The sequence below is a fragment of the Clostridium sp. 29_15 genome, assembly GCF_001916075.1.
GTDB lineage: Bacteria > Bacillota > Clostridia > Clostridiales > Clostridiaceae > Clostridium > Clostridium lentum.
The window spans coordinates 76,128-100,920 of the sequence record NZ_MNRT01000024.1; the positions used below are offsets into that span (position 1 = coordinate 76,128).

Annotated in this window: 22 protein-coding genes; all 22 read left to right on the forward strand. The window is 26.7% G+C overall.

Annotated elements, in window-relative coordinates; all coding sequences use genetic code 11:
* The first annotated feature begins 4 nt into the window (after positions 1-4).
* The 22 genes from BHW04_RS05190 (at position 5) to BHW04_RS05295 (ending at position 24,589) form a co-directional block, all read left to right on the forward strand.
* The gene (locus tag BHW04_RS05190) at positions 5-709 is read left to right on the forward strand and encodes a hypothetical protein (protein WP_302699117.1); all 705 of its coding nucleotides are present in this window, start codon (positions 5-7) and stop codon (positions 707-709) included.
* 283 nt (positions 710-992) lie between these two features.
* Complete coding sequence (locus BHW04_RS05195) at positions 993-2,588, forward strand: peptide chain release factor 3 (protein ID WP_022212221.1); 1,596 nt, start codon at positions 993-995, stop codon at positions 2,586-2,588.
* 343 nt (positions 2,589-2,931) lie between these two features.
* Positions 2,932-4,866 carry a polysaccharide biosynthesis protein gene (locus BHW04_RS05200; protein ID WP_302699118.1) on the forward strand — a complete coding sequence of 645 codons (1,935 nt, stop codon included), beginning with the start codon at positions 2,932-2,934 and terminating at the stop codon, positions 4,864-4,866.
* A 31-nt stretch (positions 4,867-4,897) separates the two neighbouring features.
* Complete coding sequence (locus tag BHW04_RS05205; protein ID WP_186834389.1) at positions 4,898-6,037, forward strand: aminotransferase class I/II-fold pyridoxal phosphate-dependent enzyme; 1,140 nt, start codon at positions 4,898-4,900, stop codon at positions 6,035-6,037.
* Between the two features lie 18 nt (positions 6,038-6,055).
* On the forward strand, positions 6,056-6,679 hold the full coding sequence (locus tag BHW04_RS05210; RefSeq protein ID WP_441294416.1) for a sugar transferase: 624 nt from the start codon (positions 6,056-6,058) through the stop codon (positions 6,677-6,679).
* A 26-nt stretch (positions 6,680-6,705) separates the two neighbouring features.
* Positions 6,706-7,410, forward strand: a complete 705-nt coding sequence (locus tag BHW04_RS05215) for a YveK family protein (RefSeq protein WP_186834390.1) — start codon at positions 6,706-6,708, stop codon at positions 7,408-7,410.
* Positions 7,394-8,092: a CpsD/CapB family tyrosine-protein kinase gene (locus BHW04_RS05220; RefSeq protein WP_022212216.1), complete on the forward strand. Its 699-nt coding sequence runs from the start codon at positions 7,394-7,396 to the stop codon at positions 8,090-8,092. Before BHW04_RS05215 ends, BHW04_RS05220 begins: the two co-directional genes overlap by 17 nt.
* A gap of 24 nt (positions 8,093-8,116) precedes the next feature.
* Positions 8,117-8,791 carry an acetyltransferase gene (locus BHW04_RS05225; protein WP_302699119.1) on the forward strand — a complete coding sequence of 225 codons (675 nt, stop codon included), beginning with the start codon at positions 8,117-8,119 and terminating at the stop codon, positions 8,789-8,791.
* The gene (locus BHW04_RS05230; RefSeq protein ID WP_302699120.1) at positions 8,760-9,917 is read left to right on the forward strand and encodes a glycosyltransferase family 4 protein; all 1,158 of its coding nucleotides are present in this window, start codon (positions 8,760-8,762) and stop codon (positions 9,915-9,917) included. The genes BHW04_RS05225 and BHW04_RS05230 overlap by 32 nt, the downstream gene beginning before the upstream one ends.
* A gap of 19 nt (positions 9,918-9,936) precedes the next feature.
* Entirely contained in the window at positions 9,937-10,992 is a 1,056-nt protein-coding gene (locus BHW04_RS05235) for a glycosyltransferase family 4 protein (protein WP_302699121.1), read from the forward strand.
* A 22-nt stretch (positions 10,993-11,014) separates the two neighbouring features.
* A complete protein-coding gene (locus BHW04_RS05240; protein ID WP_302699122.1) occupies positions 11,015-12,262 on the forward strand; it encodes a hypothetical protein in 1,248 nt (415 codons plus the stop codon).
* Positions 12,263-12,278: 16 nt separating this feature from the next.
* Positions 12,279-13,364 (forward strand): glycosyltransferase family 4 protein, encoded by a 1,086-nt coding sequence (locus BHW04_RS05245; RefSeq protein ID WP_302699123.1) that lies wholly within the window; start codon positions 12,279-12,281, stop codon positions 13,362-13,364.
* Positions 13,365-13,375: 11 nt separating this feature from the next.
* On the forward strand, positions 13,376-14,446 hold the full coding sequence (locus BHW04_RS05250; RefSeq protein ID WP_022212210.1) for a glycosyltransferase: 1,071 nt from the start codon (positions 13,376-13,378) through the stop codon (positions 14,444-14,446).
* 34 nt (positions 14,447-14,480) lie between these two features.
* Entirely contained in the window at positions 14,481-15,524 is a 1,044-nt protein-coding gene (locus BHW04_RS05255) for a glycosyltransferase (RefSeq protein ID WP_302699134.1), read from the forward strand.
* Between the two features lie 20 nt (positions 15,525-15,544).
* Positions 15,545-16,579 carry a glycosyltransferase family 2 protein gene (locus BHW04_RS05260; protein ID WP_302699124.1) on the forward strand — a complete coding sequence of 345 codons (1,035 nt, stop codon included), beginning with the start codon at positions 15,545-15,547 and terminating at the stop codon, positions 16,577-16,579.
* Positions 16,579-17,601 carry a glycosyltransferase family 2 protein gene (locus BHW04_RS05265; protein WP_302699125.1) on the forward strand — a complete coding sequence of 341 codons (1,023 nt, stop codon included), beginning with the start codon at positions 16,579-16,581 and terminating at the stop codon, positions 17,599-17,601. Before BHW04_RS05260 ends, BHW04_RS05265 begins: the two co-directional genes overlap by 1 nt.
* Positions 17,602-17,616: 15 nt before the next feature.
* Positions 17,617-18,741, forward strand: a complete 1,125-nt coding sequence (locus tag BHW04_RS05270) for a glycosyltransferase (protein WP_302699126.1) — start codon at positions 17,617-17,619, stop codon at positions 18,739-18,741.
* A gap of 16 nt (positions 18,742-18,757) precedes the next feature.
* Entirely contained in the window at positions 18,758-19,798 is a 1,041-nt protein-coding gene (locus tag BHW04_RS05275) for a glycosyltransferase (protein ID WP_302699127.1), read from the forward strand.
* Between the two features lie 22 nt (positions 19,799-19,820).
* Positions 19,821-20,807: a glycosyltransferase gene (locus BHW04_RS05280; protein WP_302699128.1), complete on the forward strand. Its 987-nt coding sequence runs from the start codon at positions 19,821-19,823 to the stop codon at positions 20,805-20,807.
* Positions 20,808-20,845: 38 nt separating this feature from the next.
* The gene (locus tag BHW04_RS05285; RefSeq protein ID WP_302699129.1) at positions 20,846-22,027 is read left to right on the forward strand and encodes a glycosyltransferase family 4 protein; all 1,182 of its coding nucleotides are present in this window, start codon (positions 20,846-20,848) and stop codon (positions 22,025-22,027) included.
* A 27-nt stretch (positions 22,028-22,054) separates the two neighbouring features.
* On the forward strand, positions 22,055-23,020 hold the full coding sequence (locus BHW04_RS05290; RefSeq protein ID WP_302699130.1) for a glycosyltransferase family 2 protein: 966 nt from the start codon (positions 22,055-22,057) through the stop codon (positions 23,018-23,020).
* Positions 23,021-23,035: 15 nt separating this feature from the next.
* The gene (locus BHW04_RS05295) at positions 23,036-24,589 is read left to right on the forward strand and encodes a lipopolysaccharide biosynthesis protein (RefSeq protein ID WP_302699131.1); all 1,554 of its coding nucleotides are present in this window, start codon (positions 23,036-23,038) and stop codon (positions 24,587-24,589) included.
* Positions 24,590-24,793: the final 204 nt, after the last annotated feature.

Consider the following 24,793-nt stretch of genomic DNA (forward strand, 5'->3'; position numbering starts at 1 on the left):
CAGAGTGGAAGAAAAATTGGAATTAAAGTTTGCACAAATAGATAAAAGTGGAGCCATAAACTTTACTGATAAATGGATATTATCAGAATATAACAATGGGGCTTTCTTTTTAACTAAGGATAATAAGTCATTGATTGGTAGACGTATAATAATGATAGATGATAATGAAGAGGAAATATGGACATCAAAAATAATGTATATGGACAATGTATTTTTTGATAGCGATAAGATTAAGTATAATTGCTTATCATCTAATGCTATTAATATTAAAAATATACCTAATATAAATAAAATCTATCGTGTATATGTGGAAGGTACAGAACTATATACTAATTTGTTCATAGAAATGGCAACTGATGAAGATGGAATTGTTTTTAATGAAGAAGTAAATGGTCAGAAGAAATCCATTTGTGATTATCTAAAAGGAGCCATTAGTAATTTACAAAATGAAAGTAAGTATACCTTTTTCCACAATAAATCTAGCATTAACTTTGTGAGATTTGCTCATAATAAATTTCAGTTTTCAGCAGTAGATAAGGATAACGGTAATATATGGCTAGAAGTGGAATGTAAGACACCAGCAGAAGAGGAAGCTTTAAGGGAAGCAGTAAGAAAGATTAAAAATGAATTTAAAGAAATAAATCTAGTTGAAGTCAGTAAGGACGAAGAAAAGTTTGCTTCCATTGCAGAAATTATAGTTAAAAATTAAATGGGGGATGTCGCATTAAGAATAAGTACTACAATATATTGTGTTGATTTTTATTTTTTAAAACAATATATTGTGTATAAAATTTTTAGTGCGACAGCCCCTTTTAGTTAAAGAGGTGGAGATGGAATTATAAATAAACTTGAATAAAAGACATACATGAATTACAATAGACTAGGAATATCTATAATAACGAATTATAGATTATCAATGATGAATTAAAGAAAAAACTCCAGCGGTAGCGGAGTTTAGGTAATTATAGATTAAAATTTAGGAGGATAACAAATTGGCAGATTACATAAATGAGATTAAGAAAAGAAGAACCTTTGCAATCATATCTCACCCTGATGCTGGTAAGACAACATTAACAGAAAAGTTCCTATTATACGGAGGAGCAATTAGGCTTGCAGGTTCTGTAAAAGCAAGAAAGGCATCAACACATGCTGTTTCAGACTGGATGGAAATAGAAAAACAAAGAGGGATTTCTGTCACATCATCAGTAATGCAGTTTAACTACTCAGGACACTGCATCAACATATTAGATACTCCAGGACATCAAGACTTCTCTGAAGATACATATAGAACTCTTATGGCTGCTGACTCTGCAGTAATGGTTGTAGATGCTGCTAAAGGGGTGGAAGATCAAACAAGAAAGTTATTCCATGTATGCTCATTAAGAGAGATGCCAATCTTCACTTTCATCAATAAGATGGATAGAGAAGCACAAGATCCATTCCAATTACTTGAGGATATTGAAAGCGAACTTGGAATCAAGACATATCCAATGAATTGGCCAATAGGTTCAGGTAAGGAATTTAAAGGTGTTTATGACAGAAAGAATGAAAGAATCATAGCTTTCAATGGTGGTAATCATGGTGCTACAGAAGTTGAGGCAATAGAAGGTTCTGTAGATGATGAAAGATTTAGAGAAATATTAGGATCAGCACTTCATGATAAGTTAATGGAAGATATTGAACTTCTTGATATAGCTGGTGATGAATTTGATGTGGAAAAAGTAAGAACAGGAGAATTAACACCAGTATTCTTTGGATCTGCCTTAACTAATTTTGGAGTTGAGCCATTCTTAGAAAACTTCTTAGAAATGACTACATCACCACTTCCAAGACAATCAAACATTGGAGAAATAGATGTATTTGATGAAAATTTCTCAGCTTTTGTATTTAAGATACAAGCTAATATGAACAAAGCTCATAGAGATAGAATTGCTTTCATGAGAATATGTTCAGGTAAATTCCAAAAAGGATTAGAAGTTTTCCATATGCAAGGTGGTAAGAAAGTTAAACTTGCTCAACCACAACAATTCATGGCACAAGATAGAGAAATAGTAGAAGAAGCATATGCAGGAGATATAATTGGGGTATTTGATCCAGGAATCTTCTCAATTGGAGATACATTATGTATGCCTTCAAAGAAATTTAAATTTGAGGGAATTCCAACATTTGCACCAGAACACTTTGCCAGAGTTAGACCAGTGGACACTATGAAGAGAAAACAATTCGTTAAGGGTGTTACACAAATAGCACAAGAAGGTGCAATTCAAGTATTTAGAGAAAATCATGTTGGTATGGAAGAAATTATCGTTGGAGTTGTAGGGGTACTACAATTTGAAGTTCTTGAATATAGACTAAAGAGTGAATATAACGTTGAAATTAAGATGGATAGACTTCCATTTAGATATGTAAGATGGATAGAAAATAATGACATAGATATAGATAAGTTAAACTTAACTTCCGATGCTAAGAAGGTAAAAGACTTTAAGGATAGAAACATATTAATATTCCAAAATGATTGGGGTATCAATTGGGCTTTAGAACATAATAAAGGTTTAATACTTTCAGGTGTAGGAAAAAGTGATGAATAATTAAATTAAATAAAGTAATATTAAAAAAAGACATCAAATTTGAGTAAATTTGATGTCTTTTTGTTATGTTGAATTTTATATTAATTAAAATTTTTAATATAAATAAAAATAAAATAGTATTAAAAAAATAATAAAAAGATTAATATTTCCAAAAATAGAAAAAAATATAATGTTGAAAGAAAGAAGTTTATATCATAAATTTTAGAACGAAACTTTATGTTTATATATTAAAAGAGTGTTATACTTAATTAGGTATTAATGTTAAATAATGGGTTGATAATTTTGTTAAAAAATATTTTATTCAAGTTAATGAAGAAAGAATATGAAATGAGGAGGAAAGCTAATGATAAGCAATGTACTAACAGAATATGTATTAAAAAATAGGAAGACTAAAGTTGGAATTTTACTTTTATTAGATTTTTCTTTAATAATATTCTCATATTTTTTATCTTATATATTTAGATTTTATTTAGAGTATATGACTTTTAATGAAATAATAACATATTTTATTGGAAATTTTAATAGGATAATTTTAGCAACTATAATATATATTACAGTATTAGCAATATTTAAGCAGTATAATAGCATTTGGTCTTTAGCAGGAGTTTCAGAATTAAGCAAAGGAATTATTGCAGTTACAGTAGCTTATGTATTAAATGCTATATTATCATTAGTGTCAACAAACAGAATACCAATTATGGTAACTACTTTATCAGCAATATTTATTATGGTTTCTTGTAATGGTCTTAGATTAAGTTGGAGAATATTAAGACGAGCAATTATTTTTAATACAACCATTAAAAATAAAAACTTTAAAAGAGTATTAGTTATTGGAGCAGGTTCAGCAGGGGCTTTAGTAGTAAGAGAATTAAGCAAAAGACCAGAACTAAAAAAGAGAGTTGTGGGAATTATTGATGATGATAAACAGAAGCTAGGAACTTATATAGATGGAATAAGAATATTAGGCAATAGATATGATATAAAGCAAATAGTTTATGAAAAGGATGTTGAAGAAGTAGTAATTGCTATTGCTAATTTAGAAAAAAAGACATTAAAAGAATTAATTAATGAATGTAAAGAATTAAAAGTTCAAGTTAAAATAATGCCAGGTCTTAATGAGATGATAGATGGTAAATTTTCTATTGATAGCATTAGAGATGTGGATGTTAATGATTTATTAGGTAGAGAAACTGTGAAACTTGATTACAGTGGAATATCTGATTATTTGCAAGAAAAAATAGTATTAGTAACTGGTGGGGGAGGTTCTATAGGTTCAGAGTTGTGCCGTCAAATAGTAAGATTCAATCCCAAACAACTTATTATATTAGATATTTATGAAAATAATGCTTATGAAATTCAAATGGAGTTAAGAAGAAATTATCCAGAGCTTAACTTAGTAACTCTTATAGGCTCTGTAAGAGATAAAGTAAGATTAGAGCATGTATTTAATCAGTATAAGCCTCAAGTTGTTTTCCATGCAGCAGCTCATAAGCATGTGCCGTTAATGGAAGATAGTCCATGTGAAGCTATTAAAAATAATGTTATGGGCACATTGAATATAGCAGAAGCAGCAAGTAAATACAATGTTGAAAGGTTTGTTCTAATATCAACAGATAAAGCAGTAAACCCAACAAATGTTATGGGAGCCAGCAAGAGACTTTGTGAAATGATAATACAAGCAATTAATAAAGAAAGTAAAACTGATTTTGTGGCAGTTAGGTTTGGCAATGTATTAGGTTCCAATGGATCAGTGGTTCCGTTATTTAAAAAGCAAATTGCTAAGGGAGGACCTGTTACCCTTACTCATAAAGAAATAACAAGATTTTTTATGACTATTCCAGAAGCAGCACAGCTTGTACTGCAAGCAGGTGTTTATGCAAAAGGTGGAGAAATATTTGTTCTTGATATGGGAGAACCAGTTAAGATATATGACTTAGCGAAAAACTTAATTAAGCTTTCAGGTTTTGAACCTAATAAGGATATTGAAATAGAAGTAACAGGGTTAAGGCCAGGTGAAAAATTATATGAAGAACTTCTTATGGATGAAGAGGGATTAAAGAATACAGCTCACGAAAAGATTTTTATTGGTAAGCCAGGATACTTTAATTTAGTAAAATTGAAAAAAGCTATTTCAAGATTAATGTATATTTCAAGTAAAAACGATATGGTGGAGTTGAGAAATACATTAAAAAGTATAGTACCAACTTACAAGGAAAATATAGAAGAATCAACAAGTATGGCAAAGGAAGAAATAGCAGCAACTACAACTTTCAAGTGATAAATAATTATGATAATAAGAGGTGTTTAGTATGAGTAGTGAGAGGATATTTTTAGCATCACCACATATGGGAGGATTAGAAAGGGAGTTTGTTAAGGAAGCTTTTGATACAAATTGGATTGCGCCATTAGGGCCAAATGTGAATGAGTTTGAAAAAGAACTATCAGAATATGTAGGAGTTAAATCAGCAGCTGCTTTAAGTTCAGGTACCAGTGCTATTCATTTAGCAGTGAAGCTTTTAGGTATAACAAAAGGAGATTATGTTCTTTGTTCAGCTTTAACATTTTGTGCAAGCTGTAATCCTATAGTATATGAAGGTGGAATTCCAGTATTTATAGATTCAGAGCCAGAAAGCTTTAATATGTCACCAAAAGCTTTAAAAAAGGCCTTGGAAGATTTAAAAGTAAAAGGAATAACTCCAAAGGTAGCAATTGTTGTTAACCTTTATGGTAATAGTGCAAATATAGAAGCCATTAAGGAGTTATGTGATTCGTATAATGTAAAAATTATTGAAGATGCAGCAGAAAGTTTAGGTTCTACTTATAAAGGTAAGATGAGTGGAACTTTTGGAGATATAGGAATATATTCTTTTAATGGTAATAAGATAATTACTACATCTGGAGGAGGAGCTTTGGTATCAAATAATGATGAGTATGTGAAAAAAGCTAGATTTTTATCAACACAAGCTAAAGAAGCTATGCCTTATTATGAACATAAAGGAATAGGTTATAACTATAGAATGAGTAATGTGGTGGCAGGAATAGGTCGTGGTCAATTAAGAGTATTAGACAGAAGAGTAAAAGAGAAAAACCATATTTTTGAAACATACAAGGAAGCATTTAAAGAAATTGATGATATAAAGATGATGCCAATAACAGAAGGGTGTACAAGCAATCAATGGTTATCAGTAATAACATTAAAGGAAGAAAGTAAAGTTAAGCCAACAGATATAATTGAAGCTTTAGAAAAAGAAAATATAGAATCAAGACGTATTTGGAAGCCAATGAACTTACAACCTATATATAAGGACAATATGTTTTATAGTCACAATGAAAGCGGTATAAGCGTTGGAGAAGATATATTTAATAGGGGTGTGTGTCTTCCATCTGACACTAAGATGAACAATGATGATTTAAAAAGAGTTATTGAAATAATTAAAAATCTTTTTTAATTAATATAAAAGAGGTGAATTGATATTAAAGGGAATATTTTATATGAAATTGCTAAAAGGTTTTTAGATATTATTATTTCATTGACAACCTTAGTAGTTTTATCACCTATATTAATTATAGTAGCAATTCTTGTTTATTTTAATTTAGGAAGTCCTGTATTTTTTGTGCAAGAGAGAGTTGGTAAAGATAATAAGGTATTTAAAATGATTAAATTTAGATCAATGAAAGATAGTAAAGATAAAAACGGCAATTATTTAAGTGATGAAGAAAGATTAACTCCTTTTGGAGCTAAACTTAGAAGTTTAAGCGTAGATGAACTTCCAGAGCTTATTAATATATTAAAGGGAGATATGAGTATTGTTGGGCCAAGACCTCTTTTAACACAATACTTATCTTTATATAGTGAAGAGCAAAGTAAAAGACATGATGTAAGACCAGGATTAACAGGTTGGGCGCAAATCAATGGCAGAAACTCAATTACTTGGACTGAAAAATTTAATTTAGATGTTTGGTATGTAAAAAATAGAAATCTTTTACTAGATTTAAAGATAATATTTTTAACTATGAAGAAGGTAATTATTAAAGAAGGTATTAATCAAGAAAATAATGCTACAATGGAGTATTTCAATGGAAGCAACTAATAGATAAAATGCTAGGAGGAAATTAAATGGAAGAGAATTTAATTAGTATAAGTGAAATATTAAGAAGCTTCAAGAAAAGATTATGGATAATTATTCTTATAACATTAATTACCACAATTTTAGGTTTTAGTAGGACAATAGGTATTGGACCATCTTATTCAGGTTTTATGAAAGTATTAATAAGTACTAGTGAAAAAGAAATGGATTATTATTCTGAAGATCAAATTGAGTATTATAGTAATTTTTGCAAAATATTTATTGAAATTATAAAGGCTGGAGATTACTTAGAAAAACCACTTAAAAGAAATCATGTTGAAACAAAATATGAAACTGTAAAAAATAATATAGGAATTACTCCAGGAGCAAATGCACCTATATTTACAATTTCATATAGTGGTGGAAATAAAGAGGAGGTAGAGAAAATTATAGATACTATTTATGATTGTTTAATTAGTGAATTAAAAGAAATTCAACCTGATGTAAAGTCAAAAATAGTTTCTGATATAAATGTAAGTACTATATATCCAAATAAAAAGAAACCTATAATATTAGGTTTTGCTATAGGGTTAATTTTTTCAAGTGGAATAGTTATGGTCTTAATATATTTAGATGGAAGTGTGAAAAATAGAAAGCAATTAGAAAAGATAACAGGTTTACCTATATTAGGAATAATACCTACACACGAAAAAGAGTTTGAAAGGGTGGTAAGAAAAAATGTTCATAGTAGATAAATTGCCCAAATCAATTACAGCAGAAAGTTATAGATCCCTTAGAACCAATATTCAGTATTCATCTATTGATAAGCAAGTAAAAACATTAGTAGTAACAAGTTCTAATGCTGGAGAAGGTAAATCAACAGTTGCTGGTAATTTAGCTTATACATTTTTTCAAAATGGGAAGAGAGTATTGATAATAGATTGTGATTTAAGAAAGCCATCTCTTCATAGAAAATTTAATGTTTCCAATGAAGAAGGTTTAACAGATGTTTTAGTTGGTACATCTAAATTAAATAATGTAATGAAAAAGATAGATGATAATTTATATCTGCTTACCACAGGAACTTTACCACCAAATCCTGCAGAAATTATAGGATCAAATACTATGGAGAACTTTTTAGAGCAATGTAAAATTAATTTTGATTATATAATTTTAGATACTCCACCAATATTACCAGTAACAGATTCGAAGCTATTGGCAATAAAGGCAGATGCTACAGTAGTTGTTGTACGATCTGAGGTAAGTAAATCAAAACATGTATCACAAGCTTTTAAAGAGTTGGAGAAGGTAAATGCTAATATTATAGGAACGATTTTAAATGATGTAGAAATGTATTCAGAAAAATTATATTATGATTACTCAAATAAAAGTAAGAAAAGTAAATTTATAAATTTAAGAAATGTAATAAAGATTTAAACAAATTATAAGGTAGCGGTTGTTATGAAAAATATAGTTATTGTTGGAGCAGGAGGCGTAGGTCGAGAGGTTTCTTTGATAATACAACAGATAAATATGTTAGAGCCAACTTGGAACTTGATTGGATATATAGATGATAATCCAGAAAATTGGGGTAATGTTGTAAATGGATATGCAGTTTTAGGTGGAATTGATTCTCTTACTATGATGTGTAAAGATACTTATGTGATAATTGCTATTGCTAATTATGAGGTTAAAAAGAGAATTGTAACAAAATTAAATAATAAATTTAAGTTTGCTACAATTGTACATCCAAAGGTCTTGATACATGATTATATGGAAATTGGTGAGGGATGCATAGTTTATGAAGGTGTTATTATAACTACTAATGTATCCATAGGAAATCACGTGATAATAAGTCCAAAATGTGGAGTAGGTCATGATACCATAATAGAAAATTATGTATCTCTTTTATGGAATGTAAATATATCAGGTAATGACAGAATTGGAGAAGGAGTCATGTTTGGATCAGGGTCTACAATAATTCAAGGGAAAAATGTAGGTATGGCAGCGATAATAGGTGCAGGAGCAGTAGTAACAAAAGATATACCAGCAGGAGCTACAGTAGTTGGAATCCCTGCTAAAGTAATAAAATTAGGAGGAGTTAATGAAGAAAGTATTATATGTAACAACAGTTAGTAGGACAATCAATGCATTTCTTGTTCCTCACATTGAAATGTTATTAAAAGAAGGCTATGAAGTGCAGTGTGCTTGCTCTATAGATAAGCCTATAAATAAAGGACTGCTAGAAAAGGGAGTAAAGATATACGATATTCCTTTTTCTAGAAATCCTTTGGGTTTAGGAAACATAAGAGCTTTTAACAATCTTGTTAAGATACAAAAAAGAGAGAAGTTTGATATAGTTCATGTGCATACACCTATAGCATCTATATATGGAAGATTATTAAAGCTAAGGTTTAAAAATTTAAAGACAATTTATACAGCTCATGGATATCATTTTTTAAAAGGTGGTTCAAAGTTAGGATGGATAATGTATTATCCCATAGAAAAAATAATGGCGAAGCTTACAGATACTACTATTAATATTAATTCTGAAGATTATGAAATAACTAAAAATAAGTTAAAGCCAAAGAATTGTTATTTATTAAATGGCGTAGGTTTAGATTTAAATCAATATAAGAAATTATCTCAGAAAGAAATATTAAGCAAGAAAAAGGAGCTTGGGCTAAAAGAAAATGATTTTGTTGTTTTGATGATAGCGGAACTTAATGAAAATAAAAATCAAGTACAACTTATTGAAGCAATGGAAGTTTTAAAGGATACATATCCTGAAATAAAAGCCATATGTGTAGGTGAAGGAGATAAACTTTTAGAACTACAAAGTGAAGTTAAAAATAGAGGGCTTGAAGGTAAAGTTAATTTCCTAGGATTTAGAAATGATATTAATGAACTTATTAATATATGTAATATAGGGGTACTTCTTTCATATAGAGAAGGTTTGCCAAGAAACTTAATGGAGCTTATGGCCTGTGGTAAAAAAATGATTGCTACTAATATAAGAGGTTGCAGAGATATTGTAGTAGATGAAACTGTTGGTGAGTTAGTGGAAGTAGGAGACTATAAAGCTACTGCAAAAGCCATAGAAGAACAATACTTGTATGGAGATAATGAATTTATTATTTCAAAGGAAATTGAAAAGTATGATGTTAAGACTATTAACGAAGGATTAAGATTTATATATAAGCAATTAGAAGAAGGAGGTTATTATCATAAAGAAGGTTATGCATATTCTGCCAATGAATAAAATGAGTGGAGCAGAAAAAATGGCATTATTAATGTGCAGTAATTTAAAAAAATATCAACCAATGGTTGTTTGTGGTGGAGAAAGTTTAAAGAAGGCTTTTGATGATAAAGGTATAGATACATATACATTAAGCTTTAGTAAAAAAAATTTATTAAAGACTTTAAAAAAATTAAAGTTTTTAATAAATGAAAAAAATATAGAAATACTTCACTGCCATGATAATACAGCATCATTATATGGATATATATTAAAAGGAATATATAGAGTAGATGTAAAAGTAATTTCACATATTCATAATTGTTATCCATGGATAAAAACAGGTGGAATCAATAAGAAGATAGATGGCATCTTTAGGCCTAAATATGATTTTAATATCACTTGCGGTAGAAGAGTATATGATTTTTATAATAAATATGCACCATATTTTAATAAGGACAAAGCTGAAAGTCTTTCTAATGCAATGGATATAGAAGGCATTACAAATATTGATTTTAATGATGTTGAAAATGTGAGAAAGGAATTTAACATTCCAAAGGACAAGAAAATCCTAGGGTTTATAGGAAGATTATCAGAACAAAAGGGAATATTACCCTTTATTAATGAGTTTGCTAAGCATAAGAATAGATTTGAAGATTGCAAAGTACTTTTGGTGGGAAATGGTGAACAAGAAGATCAAGTTAAGGAGCTTATTAGTAAATTAGATTTAAATGATATGTGTATTCTTACTGGCTTTCAAGAGGATATCTATAAATTTTATCCTCTAATAGATGTGTTGTTCCTGCCATCAATATATGAAGGTCTTCCAATGGTGTTATTAGAAGGCATGGCCTTTAAGAAAGCAGTAGTATCAATGGATGTTGGAAGTATCAATGAACTGGTGACAAAGGAAACAGGATCATTAGTACGTGCAGGAGCTTATAAAGAGCTTATTGATAAGTTAGAGAGAGTTAAAAATAATAAAGATATTGCAGAAAAATATTCAATTAATGGATATAACTTTGTACAGAAAAAATACAATATAAAATACTATGTGAAAAGTGTAGAAAGCATATATGATAATGTTTTAAATAGCTAAGTGATGATTAAGGAGGAAGCCAATGAGAATATACTTATTATTTTCAATGATGGAAGCATTTATAAGTTTGATGTTAAAGGATGTAGTAGATAGCTACAATTTAACGGTACTTTGGATGTTTATAAATTCCTTTGTTCTTATTGGATGGTTTTATCATAAATCTAAGGATACCACCATGTTTATGTTTTTATTTATAGGCTTTTTACTTAGATTATTAATGATGATTTATGATACTAATGTATCAAGATTACCATTTAACACTGGTGATGCATATAAATTTGATGAAATGGCAAGGCTCACGGCTGCAGCACTGCCAGAACAGCTTTTAGAGCACTTTACAGGTTTTTATTCTCAATTTTTAGGGGTTGTTTACTATATTTTTGGAGAGTACAACTTCTTTGGACATTTTATAAATATATCATTTATCATGCTAGCAGCGACAAAGCTTATTGATATAGCTGATTTGTTAGAATTTAAGACTAGAAATGAAAAGCTATTAATTGCATTATGGCTTTTCATGCCTATACCTATGCTTATGGGATATGCACTATTGAGAGAAGCATCAATGTATTATTTTATAGTTCAATCTATTTACTTTTTCCTTAAATGGTTTGAAAAATATAACTATATATATGCAGTACTCGCCATACTAATGGGACTTATGGGAGGAAAATATCATAGTGGTGTTAGTGTTATTGTTGTTCCATATATTTATTATTTTATTTTTTATAGTCGTAAAAAGAAAAAAATTAGCTTTAATATATTTAATAAGCTTATAATTGCAGCGGGAATAGTTGTAGCACTTCTTGTATTACAAAGTGCAGGTGATGAAATATATGGTAAGGCTACAGCAGATACAGGAGGAGGTTCCGCTTACTTAACTAATATAGAAATGGATAGTCCAATAGACTTAATAATTTGGGGACCTGTTAAGGAAATATTTTTATTATTTTCACCTATGCCATGGCTTGTAAGAGGGGGATTGGATATAGCAACATTAATGTTTGACTCTACTATATTTGTTTTCGGTATGTATTTAATGGCACGGTATTTTAGAACCATGGAAAGTAAGGTCAAAGCTTTAGTTTTAGTATTGTTGCTTGGTGGTTTTGTTTTTGGACTTGGAAGTCTTAATACTGGTACAGCTATGAGACATAGAAATAAGTTTACTTCATTAGTATTAGTAAGCGGTATATATGTCATAGATAAAAATAAAAAGGTAAGTGATAATATTGAAAATTTTGTCAAGAATATTTTGTATAAGTTTTAATTAAGGGGAATGGGGAATGAAGAAAATATGCTTTTTAAGTGGAGATATGTCTAGAAGTGGGGGAACTGAAAGAGTATTAGCTATTATAGCCAATGAGCTTTGTAAAAAAGAAGATTTATTTGAAATTCATATTTTAAGTACGGTAAATGAAAAGAATACTTCCTTTTTCAAGATAGATAGTAGAATAAAGCAAAATAGAATTTTAAATAGTAAGTCTTTAAATTTTAAGAAGCAATATTTTAAAGTAGTTAAAGGCATAAGAGATTATATAAAAGAAAATAGCATTGATGTTTTTATAGATGTGGAAGTAATAAGTAGTATATTTTCGATTCCAGCCACAAGATTTACTAAAACAAAGCATATAGCTTGGGAACACTTTAATTTCTATGAAAACAACGGATCTTCCTTAAGAGCTTTAGCACGAAAAATTGATGCTAAATTTTCAGATTATATAATCACTCTTACAGAGGAAGATAAAAATAATTACTTAAATAATTTAAAAATAATAGGAAAAATAGACTATATTTATAATCCTATGGAAATAAAGGAAGTTAAGAAGTGTAGCTTACATTCAAAACAAATAGTAAGTGTAGGAAGGCTTACATATCAAAAGGGATTTGACATGCTTATTGATGTGGCAAAGGATGTCTTAGAGAAAAATAAAGAGTATAAGTGGCTTATATTAGGTGATGGTGAAGATAAGAACAGGCTACAGGAAAAGATTAATAAATATAATTTGCAAGATAGATTAATTCTTAAAGGTAAGGTTTCTAATGTAGAAGACTATTATAAAAATAGTTCATTGTATGTAATGACTTCAAGGTTTGAAGGATTACCTATGACACTTTTAGAGGCTAAAAGCTATAAGATGCCTATAGTAAGTTTTGATTGTCCAACTGGACCATCAGAAATTATAAGAAATAATATTAATGGATATTTAGTTAAAGCAAATGATATTAAAGAAATGAGTAATAAAGTTAATAGTGTTTTACTAGATGATAAAAAGTTAAAGAAATTTAGTGATAAAGCTGAACTTGATATAGATAAGTTTAATATTAATTCAATAATCAATAAGTGGACAAATATTTTATGCACTATTTAAGGAGAGAAATTATGGCAATAGCGATATATAGTAATGTTCTAGATAATGGTGGAATCAGTAAATTTGTATATAATATGCATCATGCTTTTCAAAAGAAAAATATTAAAAGTGAAATAGTTACCTTTAGTGCAGATACTATATATGGAAATAATATAACCTTATTAAGCTGTACTAATCATGGTAATAGAATTATGAAGCTTAGAAGATTTATTTTAGATAAAGATATAGATTCAATTATAGCAAATACATGGTTTGAAGGTCTTATAGCAAAATTAGCAGCAGTTTTTAGCGGAAAAAAAGTAAAAGTAATTTCTGTTGTTCATATAAGACCTAATTTATGGGGATTTTCTAAAAATGATATTTTAAGAAGTGGTGTAGCAAAAATATCTTTAAATTTATGTGATAAAGTTATTGCTGTTTCCAATGAATTAAAGGAAGCTCTCATAAAAGAAGGTTGGGTAAATAAGAAAAAGATTACTACAATATATAATCCAGTTATTTTTTATGAAATAAAGTATCACAAAATTAAATATAAGGATATTAAAGGTAAGAAAAATATCAATATTGCAGTTATAGGTTGGATTCAACCAAGAAAAGCTCAGGATATAATTATTAAAGCTTTTAGTGAAGTAAAAGATAGAAACTTTACTTTAAATTTTATTGGTGGTGTTGAAGATAAGACATTTAATGATGAGGTATTAAGATTAATTGAAGATAATAAGCTTAAAGATAAGGTGAAATTTTGGGGAGCGAGAAAAGATGTTTTTAAAATATTAGATCAAATGGATATATTAGTTTCAGCAAGTAGGGGAGAAGCATTACCAACAGTAATGATTGAGGCATTATATTGTGAAAAACCAATAATATCAAGTGATTGTGATTATGGGCCAAAGGAAATATTAGATAACGGAAAATATGGTCTTATATTTAAAGTAGATGATTATAACGGTTTAGCAAAATGCTTTAACACTATGGTAAATAACAATGAATTATATAATAAATTTTTAAGTTTATCACAAGAAAGAAGTAAACTATTTACTTATGATAAAGCAGTAAAATCTTATTTAGAAATATTGAAATAAGGAGAGGGTTACCATTAAGCCTTTAGTTAGTGTAATTGTTCCAGTATTTAATGGAGAAAAATATATAGAAAAATGTATTAAATCTATTTCAAATCAAAGCTTAAAAGAAATTGAAATTATTGTAGTTAATGATGGCTCAAAAGATAAAACATTAGATGTGTTACAAGCTTTAAGTTTAGAAGATAAAAGAATTAAAGTTATAGATCAAATTAATTCAGGAGTATCACAGGCTAGAAATAATGGTTTAAAAAATGCTTCTGGAAAGTATATAGGCTTTGTTGATGCAGATGATTATATTGATGTGACAATGTATGAAAAAATGTATAAAAAAGCTGAAGATAATAATTGTGAAATAGTTATATGTAATGTTAATGATGTAAAAGGTGAAGAAAAAAAGGTTAGCTTATCCTTAGAAGAAGGAATCATTAATATGGATATGATTATTAAGGAAGATTTCCTTTGTGAAAAATACTGTAAATTAGGAACAGCAGTATGGCATAAGATATTCAAAAGTGAGCTTATAAAAAATAATAATATTAAGTTTATAAATTATAACCAAGTTGCCAGTGAAGATACATTATTTAATTTTGAAGCAATGATGAAAGCTAAAAAAATATATTGTTTAGACGAACCTTTATATAACTACATAATAACAGAAGCTTCACTTACTAAAAGTAGCGTAGCAAAAAGTAATATGGTAAAAAGATGCATAAATACTGTAGATATAATAAGATATTTTCTTGAAAAAAATAGTATTAAAGCAGAACAATATATAAACTATTTAATTTATTGGGAATTTATTAATGTATTATCATATGTTGAGGAAGTAAATGTGAAAAATATTTCAAAAGCTATAAATGAATATAGCAAAATTAAAGGTTTTAAAGCTGCATTAAAAAATATAGCCTTTAGTAGTAAGTTAGATAAATATTTTATAAATCATAAAGGAAGCTATTTAACTGTTAATAAAATATTTGATAAAACATTTTCTATATTATGTTATCTGAATTTAAATTCTTTAGCAGCAGTAATTCATAGTAAAAGGCTTAAAAGAGCAAGAGCAATACAAAATCTATAATAAAATCAGGGGGAATGATAGTGAGTAATATTTCTATAAGTGTATTGATGCCAGTATATAATAGTGAAAAATTTTTATTAGAAACAGTACAAGCAGTTATAAATCAAAGCTATACTGACTGGGAACTTATACTAGTTGATGATGGATCTACAGATAATAGTAAAGAAATATGTACAAAGCTTATGAATGATGATAAGAGAATAAAATACATATTGCAAGAAAATTTAGGTGTATCTCATACCAGAAATGTATCCCTTGAAAATGCTCAAGGAAAATATATTGTATTTGTTGACAGTGATGATTTAATACATGAGGATTATTTAAAGATATTAATAAACTCTATAGAAAAAAATAATTCAGATATTTCAGTATGTAATTTTATTGAAAGAAAAATTTCTAATACAGGAAACATTGAAGATATAAATAGAGAATTTTATCCAAAAGAAGTTATGGAAATGTCAGAAATGAAAGGTTATATTATGGAGTTTGGAAATAGTGGTCTTTTAAATCCATTATGGAACAAAATATATAAAAGAGAAATTATAGAAAACAATAATATAACTTTTGATGAAAAGGTTAAAACAGGAGAAGATTTTATTTTTAACCTTCAGTATTTTAGAAAAACTAAAAAAATATCATTTATTAAAGAAAAGCTTTATTACTATATTAGAAGAAATAATAACAGTATTACATATCAGTATATAGAAAATATGTATGAAAGGGGATGGGAAATACATTCACTATTAGAAAGCTTTTTAGAAGATATGAATTTTTATAGTAATGAAAATGCTTATGTACTTTATGGTAATCACTTAACTGGAGCATTTTCAGCATTTTTAAATTTATATCATAATAATTGTAAATTAACTTCAAAGGAAAAAAGAGAATATATAAGAAGAATAATAGATAGACCATATGTAAAAGAGTGTGCAGTTAATAGAAAAAGTGATAGAGGAATTATAGGTTTAACTTCCTTTTTAGTAAGAATGAACAATACTTTATTAATATCAGCTGCATTTAAAGGAATATCTTTAGCTAGGAAGGTGAAAGCATAATGAGTATAAAAGTTAGTGTAGTAATGCCAGTATATAATGCTGAAAAATATTTAGCTAAGTCTATAGAAAGTATGCTTAGTCAAAGTTTAAAGGAAATAGAGTTAATTTTAGTTAATGATGGCTCGAAGGATAAGAGTTTAGCTATATGTGAAGAATATGCTAAAAGAGATTCAAGAATAATAGTAATTAATAAGAAAAATGAAGGTGCATGTATAGCAAGAAATACAGGAATATCTATAGCTAAGGGAAAATATATTCAACTTGTAGATGCTGATGATTATATAGAAAACAATATGTTAGAAGAACAATATAACTTAGGTGAAAAAACTAATGCTGAAGTTGTAATGTGTGGTATGAAGTTTGATGTACACAAAAAGAATGGACAGGTTGTTACCAGTGAAGCTCATTATAAAGATATGGTGTTAAATTCACAGGAAGAAATAAAACTAATATTTATGGATTTATTTGATAATCTTTTATTTAACTATACACACAATAAACTTTATAATAAAGAGTTTTTAAAGAAAAACAACTTAAAGTTTATTGAATGGCTTCCAATAGATCAAGATACTAACTTTAATATAGATGTTTTCAAAGTATTAAATAAGTTAACCATAAGCACAAAATCTTATTATCATTATGTAAAAACTTTTGAAGAAACAATAGTTACAAGATATCATGCCAATAAGTTTAAAGTAAGAACCTTTAGATATGATAGATTAAAGGAGTTACTGGAAAGCAGGGGTATATATAATGATGAAAATAAAAAGAAATTAGCTTCAATGTATATTCATCACGTTATTGAATGTTTTGAAATATATAACCATAAAAAGTGTGACTTAAATACTAAAGAAAAGAAGCAGGAAATAGAAAAAATATTAAATACAAAACAAGTTAAAGATTTTTTAGAAATACTAGATAGAGCAAATTCATCTTATACAAATATGGTTTTTAAAGCTATGAAAGTAGGAAGTATTAATAGAATATGTACTCTTTGTAAAGTAAAGAAATTCTTAAAATAGAAGGGATAGAAGTTTATGAAAAAAGTATTAATCGTTGCCCCTTCGTTAGCTATTGGAGGAATGGAAAAAGTATTAATTAATTTAGTTAATAGTCTTTCAGAAGAAAAATATGATATTACAATTAAAACTATTTATGATAATTTTGAAATGGCTTGCAATTTAAATAGTAATATAAAATATAGCAGTTTTTATAAATCATCTAAAATTAAAAAAATTGATTATATAAAAGTAAGAGCATATACGTTTATGTTAAAAAAATTTAGTCCTAAAATATTATACAAACTTTTAGTAAAAGAAAAATATGATACAGAAATTGCTTTTTTCAGAGGAGCATCAATAAAAATAGTAAGTGGGTCCAATAATAATAACTCAAATAAAATAGCTTGGGTGCATAGTGATTTTACAAAATGTACAGGTATTTTTGATTGGTTTAATAATGAAGAAAAAACTAAAGACGCATATAAAAAGTTTAATAAAATAGTTTGTGTATCTCAATATGCTAAAGAGAAATTTATAGAGAGAATGGGAATAAAAGAAAATGTTATTGTTAGATATAACATTAATTTAACTGATGATATAAAAAAGAAATCTAAAGAAAAAATACAGGAGAGGTTTAGGGAGGATAAATTTAGAATTTGTACAGTTGGAAGATTAGTAGAAGCTAAAGGCTATGATAGATTACTTAGAGTTCATAATAAATTAATCAAAGAAGGGTTTGATTATGATTTAGTTATTATAGGAGATGGTCCGGATAAAGAAAAATTAAGTAAATATATTAATGATAATAATTTAAATAGTTCTGTATATCTTTTAGGCAGTAAATCAAATCCCTATAAATACATAAAGTATTCAGATCTTTTTGTATGTTCTTCTAGATGGGAAGGGTTTAGCACTGTAATATCTGAGGCTGTGATATTAGAGAAGCCGGTGCTAACAACAAGAGTTTCAGGAACAGAGGAATTATTCTTAGATAATAAGTATGGATTAATTACTGAAAATAATGAACAAAGTTTATATGAAGAATTAAAAGAAATATTTATGAATAAAGACTTATATACGTATTATAAAGAGAAAATTAAAGAAAGAAGTAGTTTTTTTGACCAAGAAGTATTAGCAAAAGAGATTGAAAATATATTATAAATTAAAGGAAGAAAAGATGATTAATAATGAAATACTAGTAAGCATTATAATTCCAATTTTTAATGCAGAAAGTTATATAGATAGGTGTTTAAAAAGTATTCTAAATAATAATATTAAAAATATAGAAATAATATTGGTTAATGATGGTTCAATTGATAGATCAGGAGTGATATGTAAGAAGTATAAATGTAATTATGAAAATATTATATATATAAATCAATGTAATCAAGGTCCTTCAGTTGCAAGAAATAATGGAATTGCTAGGGCAAGAGGAAAGTATATAGCATTTATAGATGTTGATGATGAAGTGAAAGATAATTTTATAAATAAAATTATGGATGAAATAAAAAGAGATGATATTGATTTATTTATGTGGGGAATAGAATATCAATGGATTAATAATGAAGAAATAAAGAAAATAGAAAATGTTCAATATGATACTAAAGAATATACATCAAATAAGTTTTTAAGTGAGATTACAAAATACTTCAATGAATTTTATTTTAACTTTGTATGGAATAAGTTGTATAAAAAGGATATTATATTAAAAAACAAAATTCAATTTAATAAAAATTTTAAAAGAAGTGAAGACCTACTATTTAATTTAGAATATATAAAATACATAAAAGATGTAAAGGTATTAGAAGATATTTTATATATTCATAAAAATACGAACAAGGAAAGCATAACTCAAACATATGATTCAAATCAGTATGAAAATGAAAAAGTTATATATGTAAAAATGAAGGAAACAATAGAAAAGTTAAAGTGTAATAATGATTATAATGTTAAAAATGTTGATAAGTATTTTATTGATATGTCATTTTCAATTTTGTCATATTTAATTAATAGAGATTATGGTTTATCTTATAATGAAAAAAGACAAGCTGAAATAAAAATTATTAAAGATAATGAGTTGAACCTAGTTTTACAAAAAAATAAAAATAACAGAAAACTAAATAAAATATTATATTTTATCATTAAGAATAATAGTTTTATCTTATTATATATTTTTTGTAAAAGTATAAGAACTTATCAAAAATATTTATGTAAATAAAAGTGTAATAGGAGAAAAAGTAATGCAGCCAACTATAAGTATTGTTGTTCCAATTTATAAAGTAGAAGATTATTTAGAGAGATGTATTAATTCAATATTAAATCAAAGCTTTGAAAATTTTGAGCTTATATTAGTAGATGATGGATCACCGGATAGATGTGGAGAAATATGTGATGAATATGCTAAAAAAGATAATAGAATAAAGGTTATTCATAAGGAGAATGGTGGTTTATCAGATGCAAGAAATGCTGGTTTAGATATAGCCAGAGGAATTTTTGTTGGTTTTGTTGATAGTGATGATTTTATACATAAGGATATGTATTCGATACTATATAAAGCCATACTTGATAGCAAATGTGATGTAGCTCAATGTAAATTTAAATATTTCCATAAAGAAGATGAATTAGAAAAGAATATAATTAATGATGGTAAATATAAAATTTATACGAACATTGATGCTATAGAAGAAATTATAGATAATAAAAATTTAAATGCAAATGTATGGAATAAATTATATAAAAGAGAGTTATTTGATGATATACGCTTTCCAAAAGGTAAGATACATGAAGATGAATTTGTTACATATAAAATATTTTATAAAGCAAATTCAATAAATTATGTAGATAAGGAAATGTATTATTATTTTAGTAATGACACTGGAATAATGAAAAATCTTAATATCAATTCAAAATTTGATTGGATAGAAGCAGTTGAAGAGAGAAGTGAGTTTTTATTAATACATGATGAAGAAGCGTTATTTAATAAATCAAATTTTTATTTATTTTTTAATTTAATAAAAATTAGATATGATATTAAAACTAGCAATCAGTTAGAAAATAAATCTGAAAAACTTGATTTAATAAATAAAAAAATAAAACATTTATTAAAAGAAATACATGATAAATCAGGTTATTCAAAATTAAATAAAATAGTTATTAATTTAATGAAAATTAATTTTAATTTTATAGTTTTTTATGATATAAACAATTATTTAATAAGTAAGAAGTAGTTTTAAATAGCAAGTTTAAAATATAGGGGAATGTAAGTATGAAAATAGCAATTATTGGACCATCTGGATTGCCTATTCCTCCTGTAAAGGGAGGAGCAATTGAAACATTAGTAGATGTTATTCTTAGAGAAAATATAAAAAGAAATGAAGTTTTAATAGATATGTTTACTATTTATGATGAGGAAGCAAAAATAAAAGCAAAAGAATATAAAAATATTAATTTTTATTTTTTATGTAAACATAAAAAAATTGTAAGGCTTAAAAATAAATTCATTACATTATTTAGAAGGATTTTTAAAAGAGAAATCAGTTATACTTATGCACAGCAAGTATGCAAAATTTTAAAAAAGAATGAATATGACAAAGTTATTATTGAAGGTGATATAAATTTAGTAAAACCAATTAGCAAATTTATTGATAAAGATAAAATTTATTTGCATATACATCATAATGCATTGGAAAAAAATAAGGATAGATATAATATTTATGATAGATGTAAAAAGATAATTACGGTAAGTGATTATATAACTAAAGTTACTCAAGATAGCATTTATAAGAATAGTGAAAAAATAGTTACGATGAAAAATTGCATAAATACAAAAATGTTTAATAAGTATTTATATAAAAGTGAAAGCAATATTTTAAGGAATAAGTATAATATAGGAAATGATGAGATAGTAATACTATTTTCAGGGAGATTAATTCCTCAAAAAGGTGTTAAGGAACTGATTATAGCTTTTACAGAGATTTGTAATCAATATAAAACTAGATTAGTTATAATTGGGAATTCTGGATTTGGAAATCAGGTAACTAATGAATATGATATTGAGTTGATGCAGTTAGCAGAAAAAACCAATGAGAAAATTATTTTTACTGGATTTATTCATAATACTGAATTACCTAAATATCATGCAATGAGTGATATAGCAGTTGTTCCATCTATTTGGAATGAACCAGCAGGATTAGTTGTAGTTGAAGCAATGGCATCAGGACTTCCACTTATAGTTACAAATTCAGGGGGTATACCAGAGTATACTAATGAAGAGAGTTCTATTATCATTGATAATGATAATAATATTATAGGAAATATTAAAGCTGCATTAGAAATTTTAATTAAAGATGAGAAGTTAAGAACTAAACTTGCTAACAATGGTCATATATATGCACAACAGTTTAATGAAAAAAAATATTATGATGATTTTATAAAAATAATAGAATAATGAATACTACTTGATTTAGGAGGAAATATGAATCAGAAAGTAAGTATAGTTATCCCAGTATATAATGTAGAAAAATATATTGAAAGATGTTTAAAATCAATTCTTAATCAAACGTTAGATTCAATTGAAGTTATAGTTATAGATGATGGTTCAACAGATAATTCCGGTAAAATATGTGATGAGTTTTCTACTAAATACAAAAATGTTAAGACATTTCATAAAAGAAATGGGGGTGTTAGTTCAGCTAGAAATTTAGGAATTAGTATTGCAAAGGGTGAATATATTGGATTTGTAGATCCAGATGATTTTATTCATGTAAATATGTATAAAGAATTATATGAAAATGCTAAAAAAGTTAATTCAGATATAGCGATATGCTCTGTTAATGAAATAATGGGTAATAAAATCTTTACAGAGGATAATACTGGAGAATTAATGAAATACTCTAAGAGTGAGGCCATTAATGGATATTTTAATGAGACATATCCATTTAATCATAATTATTTATGTAATAAATTATTTAAAAGAACTATGTTTGATAAAATTAAATTAAATGAAAAAATCACCTATCAAGAAGATTCAGAAATTATGATAAAGTTACTAAATTCCAGCGACATAATTACATACATTGGTAAGCCATTATATAATTATGATTTAAGAGAAGGTTCACTTTCAAGTGGGAAAATTTCTAAGGGAAAAATAACGGCGGAACGAGCTTTTCATAGTATATACGAATATACAAGATATAATATATGTGAATATAAATCTAAAGCATTATTAAAGTATATAAGTTTGGTTTTTAATATTGTAATTGAAATAATTAAAAATTATGAAGAGTATAAAGAAGAATATATAAATATGATAACTAGAATTAAAGAGATTTATTGTGAACTTATAAAAACTAAGGGTATTCCTATTAAATATAAAATTCACGCTACTTTAATTATAGTATCGCCTAGACTATATAAATTATATATACAAAGTAAATTATAATTAAGGGGTAAGAGTATGAGAATACAAAGTTCATTAAAAAATATGTATATAGGTATATTAACACAAATAGTAATAACTTTGTTAGGGTTTATATCTAGAAAGGTATTTGTTAGTGGTTTAGGAACTGAATATTTAGGTGTAAATGGATTGTTAACTAATGTGCTTTCAATGTTAAGTCTTGTTGAAGGTGGAATTGGTACAAGCATAGTTTATAATTTATATAAGCCGTTAGCTGATAATGATATAGAAAAAGTTACGGCATTAGTTCAGTTATATAAGAAGTTATATGGAATTTTAGCAGTTGTAGTGGCAATATTAAGTTTAATGTTATATCCGTTTTTAGGTTCATTAATGAAGGATGGTTCTTCAGGAACCTATATAAGCGTTGTATATTTTATATTTGTTGCTAAAAATATAATTTCATATTTAAATGCACATAAGTGGTCATTAATTAATGCTGATCAAAAAGGGTATGTTTTAGCTAAAATAAACTTAATATTTAACGTTATAACAACTCTTTGTCGAATAGCAATAGTATATTTTACAAGAAGTTATATTTTATATTTATTAGTTGAACTAATAATTATAATTATACAAAATATTTATAATGGAAATATAGTTAATACTAGATATCCTTATATAAAGACAAAAGAGAAGTATAAAGTTGATAAAGATGTTAGAGAAAATATGATAACAAATGTTAAAGCTTTATTTTTACATAAAGTTGGGTCATATTGTGTATTTGGAACAGATAATATATTAATTTCAGCACTTATAAGTATAAAAACAGTAGGTATATATTCAAATTATACTATGATAATTGGGCAATTATCTGCATTAATAAATCCAGTACTAAATGGAATAAATGCTAGTGTTGGTAATTTAGTAGCTACAGAAGGAAAAGATAAAAACTATAAAATATTTAAAGTAGTATATTTAGTGAATTTTTGGATGTACTGTGTAAGTTCTATATTTTTATATAATTTATTAAATCCATTTATTGATTGGTGGTTAGGAGAAGGCTTGTTATTAGATAATTTTACTTTAATAGTAGTCTTAATTAACTTCTATATATCTGGTTTAAGAACAAGTGTAGGGATTTTTAAAGATAAAGCAGGAATTTTTTCAGATGATAAATATGTACCTTTAATAGAATCAATAATAAATTTAGGCGCTTCATTAATTTTAGTTAACTATGTTGGATTAGCAGGTATATTTTTAGGAACAACTATAAGCAGTATTGCATTACCTGTTTGGAATCAATCTAGATTAGTCTATAAAAAAGTATTCAAAAGATCATTAAATGAGTATTTTAAAAGATATTTTGTGTATGCTGGAATAACTATTATATTGTCAGTTGTAGTTACAATTACATGTAATATATTTGTGGAAGGTTATTCGTTTTTTTCATTAGTTATTAGAGGATGTATTTGTGTAACAATTCCTAATATTATATTAGTATTTATTTTTTACAAAACAGAAGAGTTTAAGTATTTATGGAGTATAGCAAAAAATATATTGCATTTAAAGTTTGTTAACAAAATAAAAAAAGAGTCTATGAATGTATAGACAGGGAGTTAAAATGATAGATAATAAGATTGTTATGGATAGAATAAATAAATTGAAAATTATTGCATGCTTATTAATAGTATTAGGACATTCTACAGCTATATATGGTGTTAGTATAAAGTAGTGGACACATTAAGACGAACTAAGTTAAAATAATATTTAGTTAAGAAAGGATGTGTCCATTATGGGAAAGGGCAGAAGATA

What these genes read in the sequence shown, in the direction of transcription:
- BHW04_RS05285 (WP_302699129.1), top strand. Translation starts at nt 20,846, where the DNA reads ATGAAAATAGCAATTATTGGACCATCTGGATTGCCTATTCCTCCTGTA.
- BHW04_RS05295 (WP_302699131.1), top strand. Translation starts at nt 23,036, where the DNA reads ATGAGAATACAAAGTTCATTAAAAAATATGTATATAGGTATATTAACA.
- BHW04_RS05205 (WP_186834389.1), top strand. Translation starts at nt 4,898, where the DNA reads ATGAGTAGTGAGAGGATATTTTTAGCATCACCACATATGGGAGGATTA.
- BHW04_RS05265 (WP_302699125.1), top strand. Translation starts at nt 16,579, where the DNA reads ATGAGTATAAAAGTTAGTGTAGTAATGCCAGTATATAATGCTGAAAAA.
- BHW04_RS05240 (WP_302699122.1), top strand. Translation starts at nt 11,015, where the DNA reads ATGAGAATATACTTATTATTTTCAATGATGGAAGCATTTATAAGTTTG.
- BHW04_RS05245 (WP_302699123.1), top strand. Translation starts at nt 12,279, where the DNA reads ATGAAGAAAATATGCTTTTTAAGTGGAGATATGTCTAGAAGTGGGGGA.
- BHW04_RS05280 (WP_302699128.1), top strand. Translation starts at nt 19,821, where the DNA reads ATGCAGCCAACTATAAGTATTGTTGTTCCAATTTATAAAGTAGAAGAT.
- BHW04_RS05235 (WP_302699121.1), top strand. Translation starts at nt 9,937, where the DNA reads ATGGCATTATTAATGTGCAGTAATTTAAAAAAATATCAACCAATGGTT.
- BHW04_RS05290 (WP_302699130.1), top strand. Translation starts at nt 22,055, where the DNA reads ATGAATCAGAAAGTAAGTATAGTTATCCCAGTATATAATGTAGAAAAA.
- BHW04_RS05270 (WP_302699126.1), top strand. Translation starts at nt 17,617, where the DNA reads ATGAAAAAAGTATTAATCGTTGCCCCTTCGTTAGCTATTGGAGGAATG.
- BHW04_RS05275 (WP_302699127.1), top strand. Translation starts at nt 18,758, where the DNA reads ATGATTAATAATGAAATACTAGTAAGCATTATAATTCCAATTTTTAAT.
- BHW04_RS05230 (WP_302699120.1), top strand. Translation starts at nt 8,760, where the DNA reads ATGAAGAAAGTATTATATGTAACAACAGTTAGTAGGACAATCAATGCA.
- BHW04_RS05215 (WP_186834390.1), top strand. Translation starts at nt 6,706, where the DNA reads ATGGAAGAGAATTTAATTAGTATAAGTGAAATATTAAGAAGCTTCAAG.
- BHW04_RS05225 (WP_302699119.1), top strand. Translation starts at nt 8,117, where the DNA reads ATGAAAAATATAGTTATTGTTGGAGCAGGAGGCGTAGGTCGAGAGGTT.
- BHW04_RS05200 (WP_302699118.1), top strand. Translation starts at nt 2,932, where the DNA reads ATGATAAGCAATGTACTAACAGAATATGTATTAAAAAATAGGAAGACT.
- BHW04_RS05220 (WP_022212216.1), top strand. Translation starts at nt 7,394, where the DNA reads ATGTTCATAGTAGATAAATTGCCCAAATCAATTACAGCAGAAAGTTAT.
- BHW04_RS05250 (WP_022212210.1), top strand. Translation starts at nt 13,376, where the DNA reads ATGGCAATAGCGATATATAGTAATGTTCTAGATAATGGTGGAATCAGT.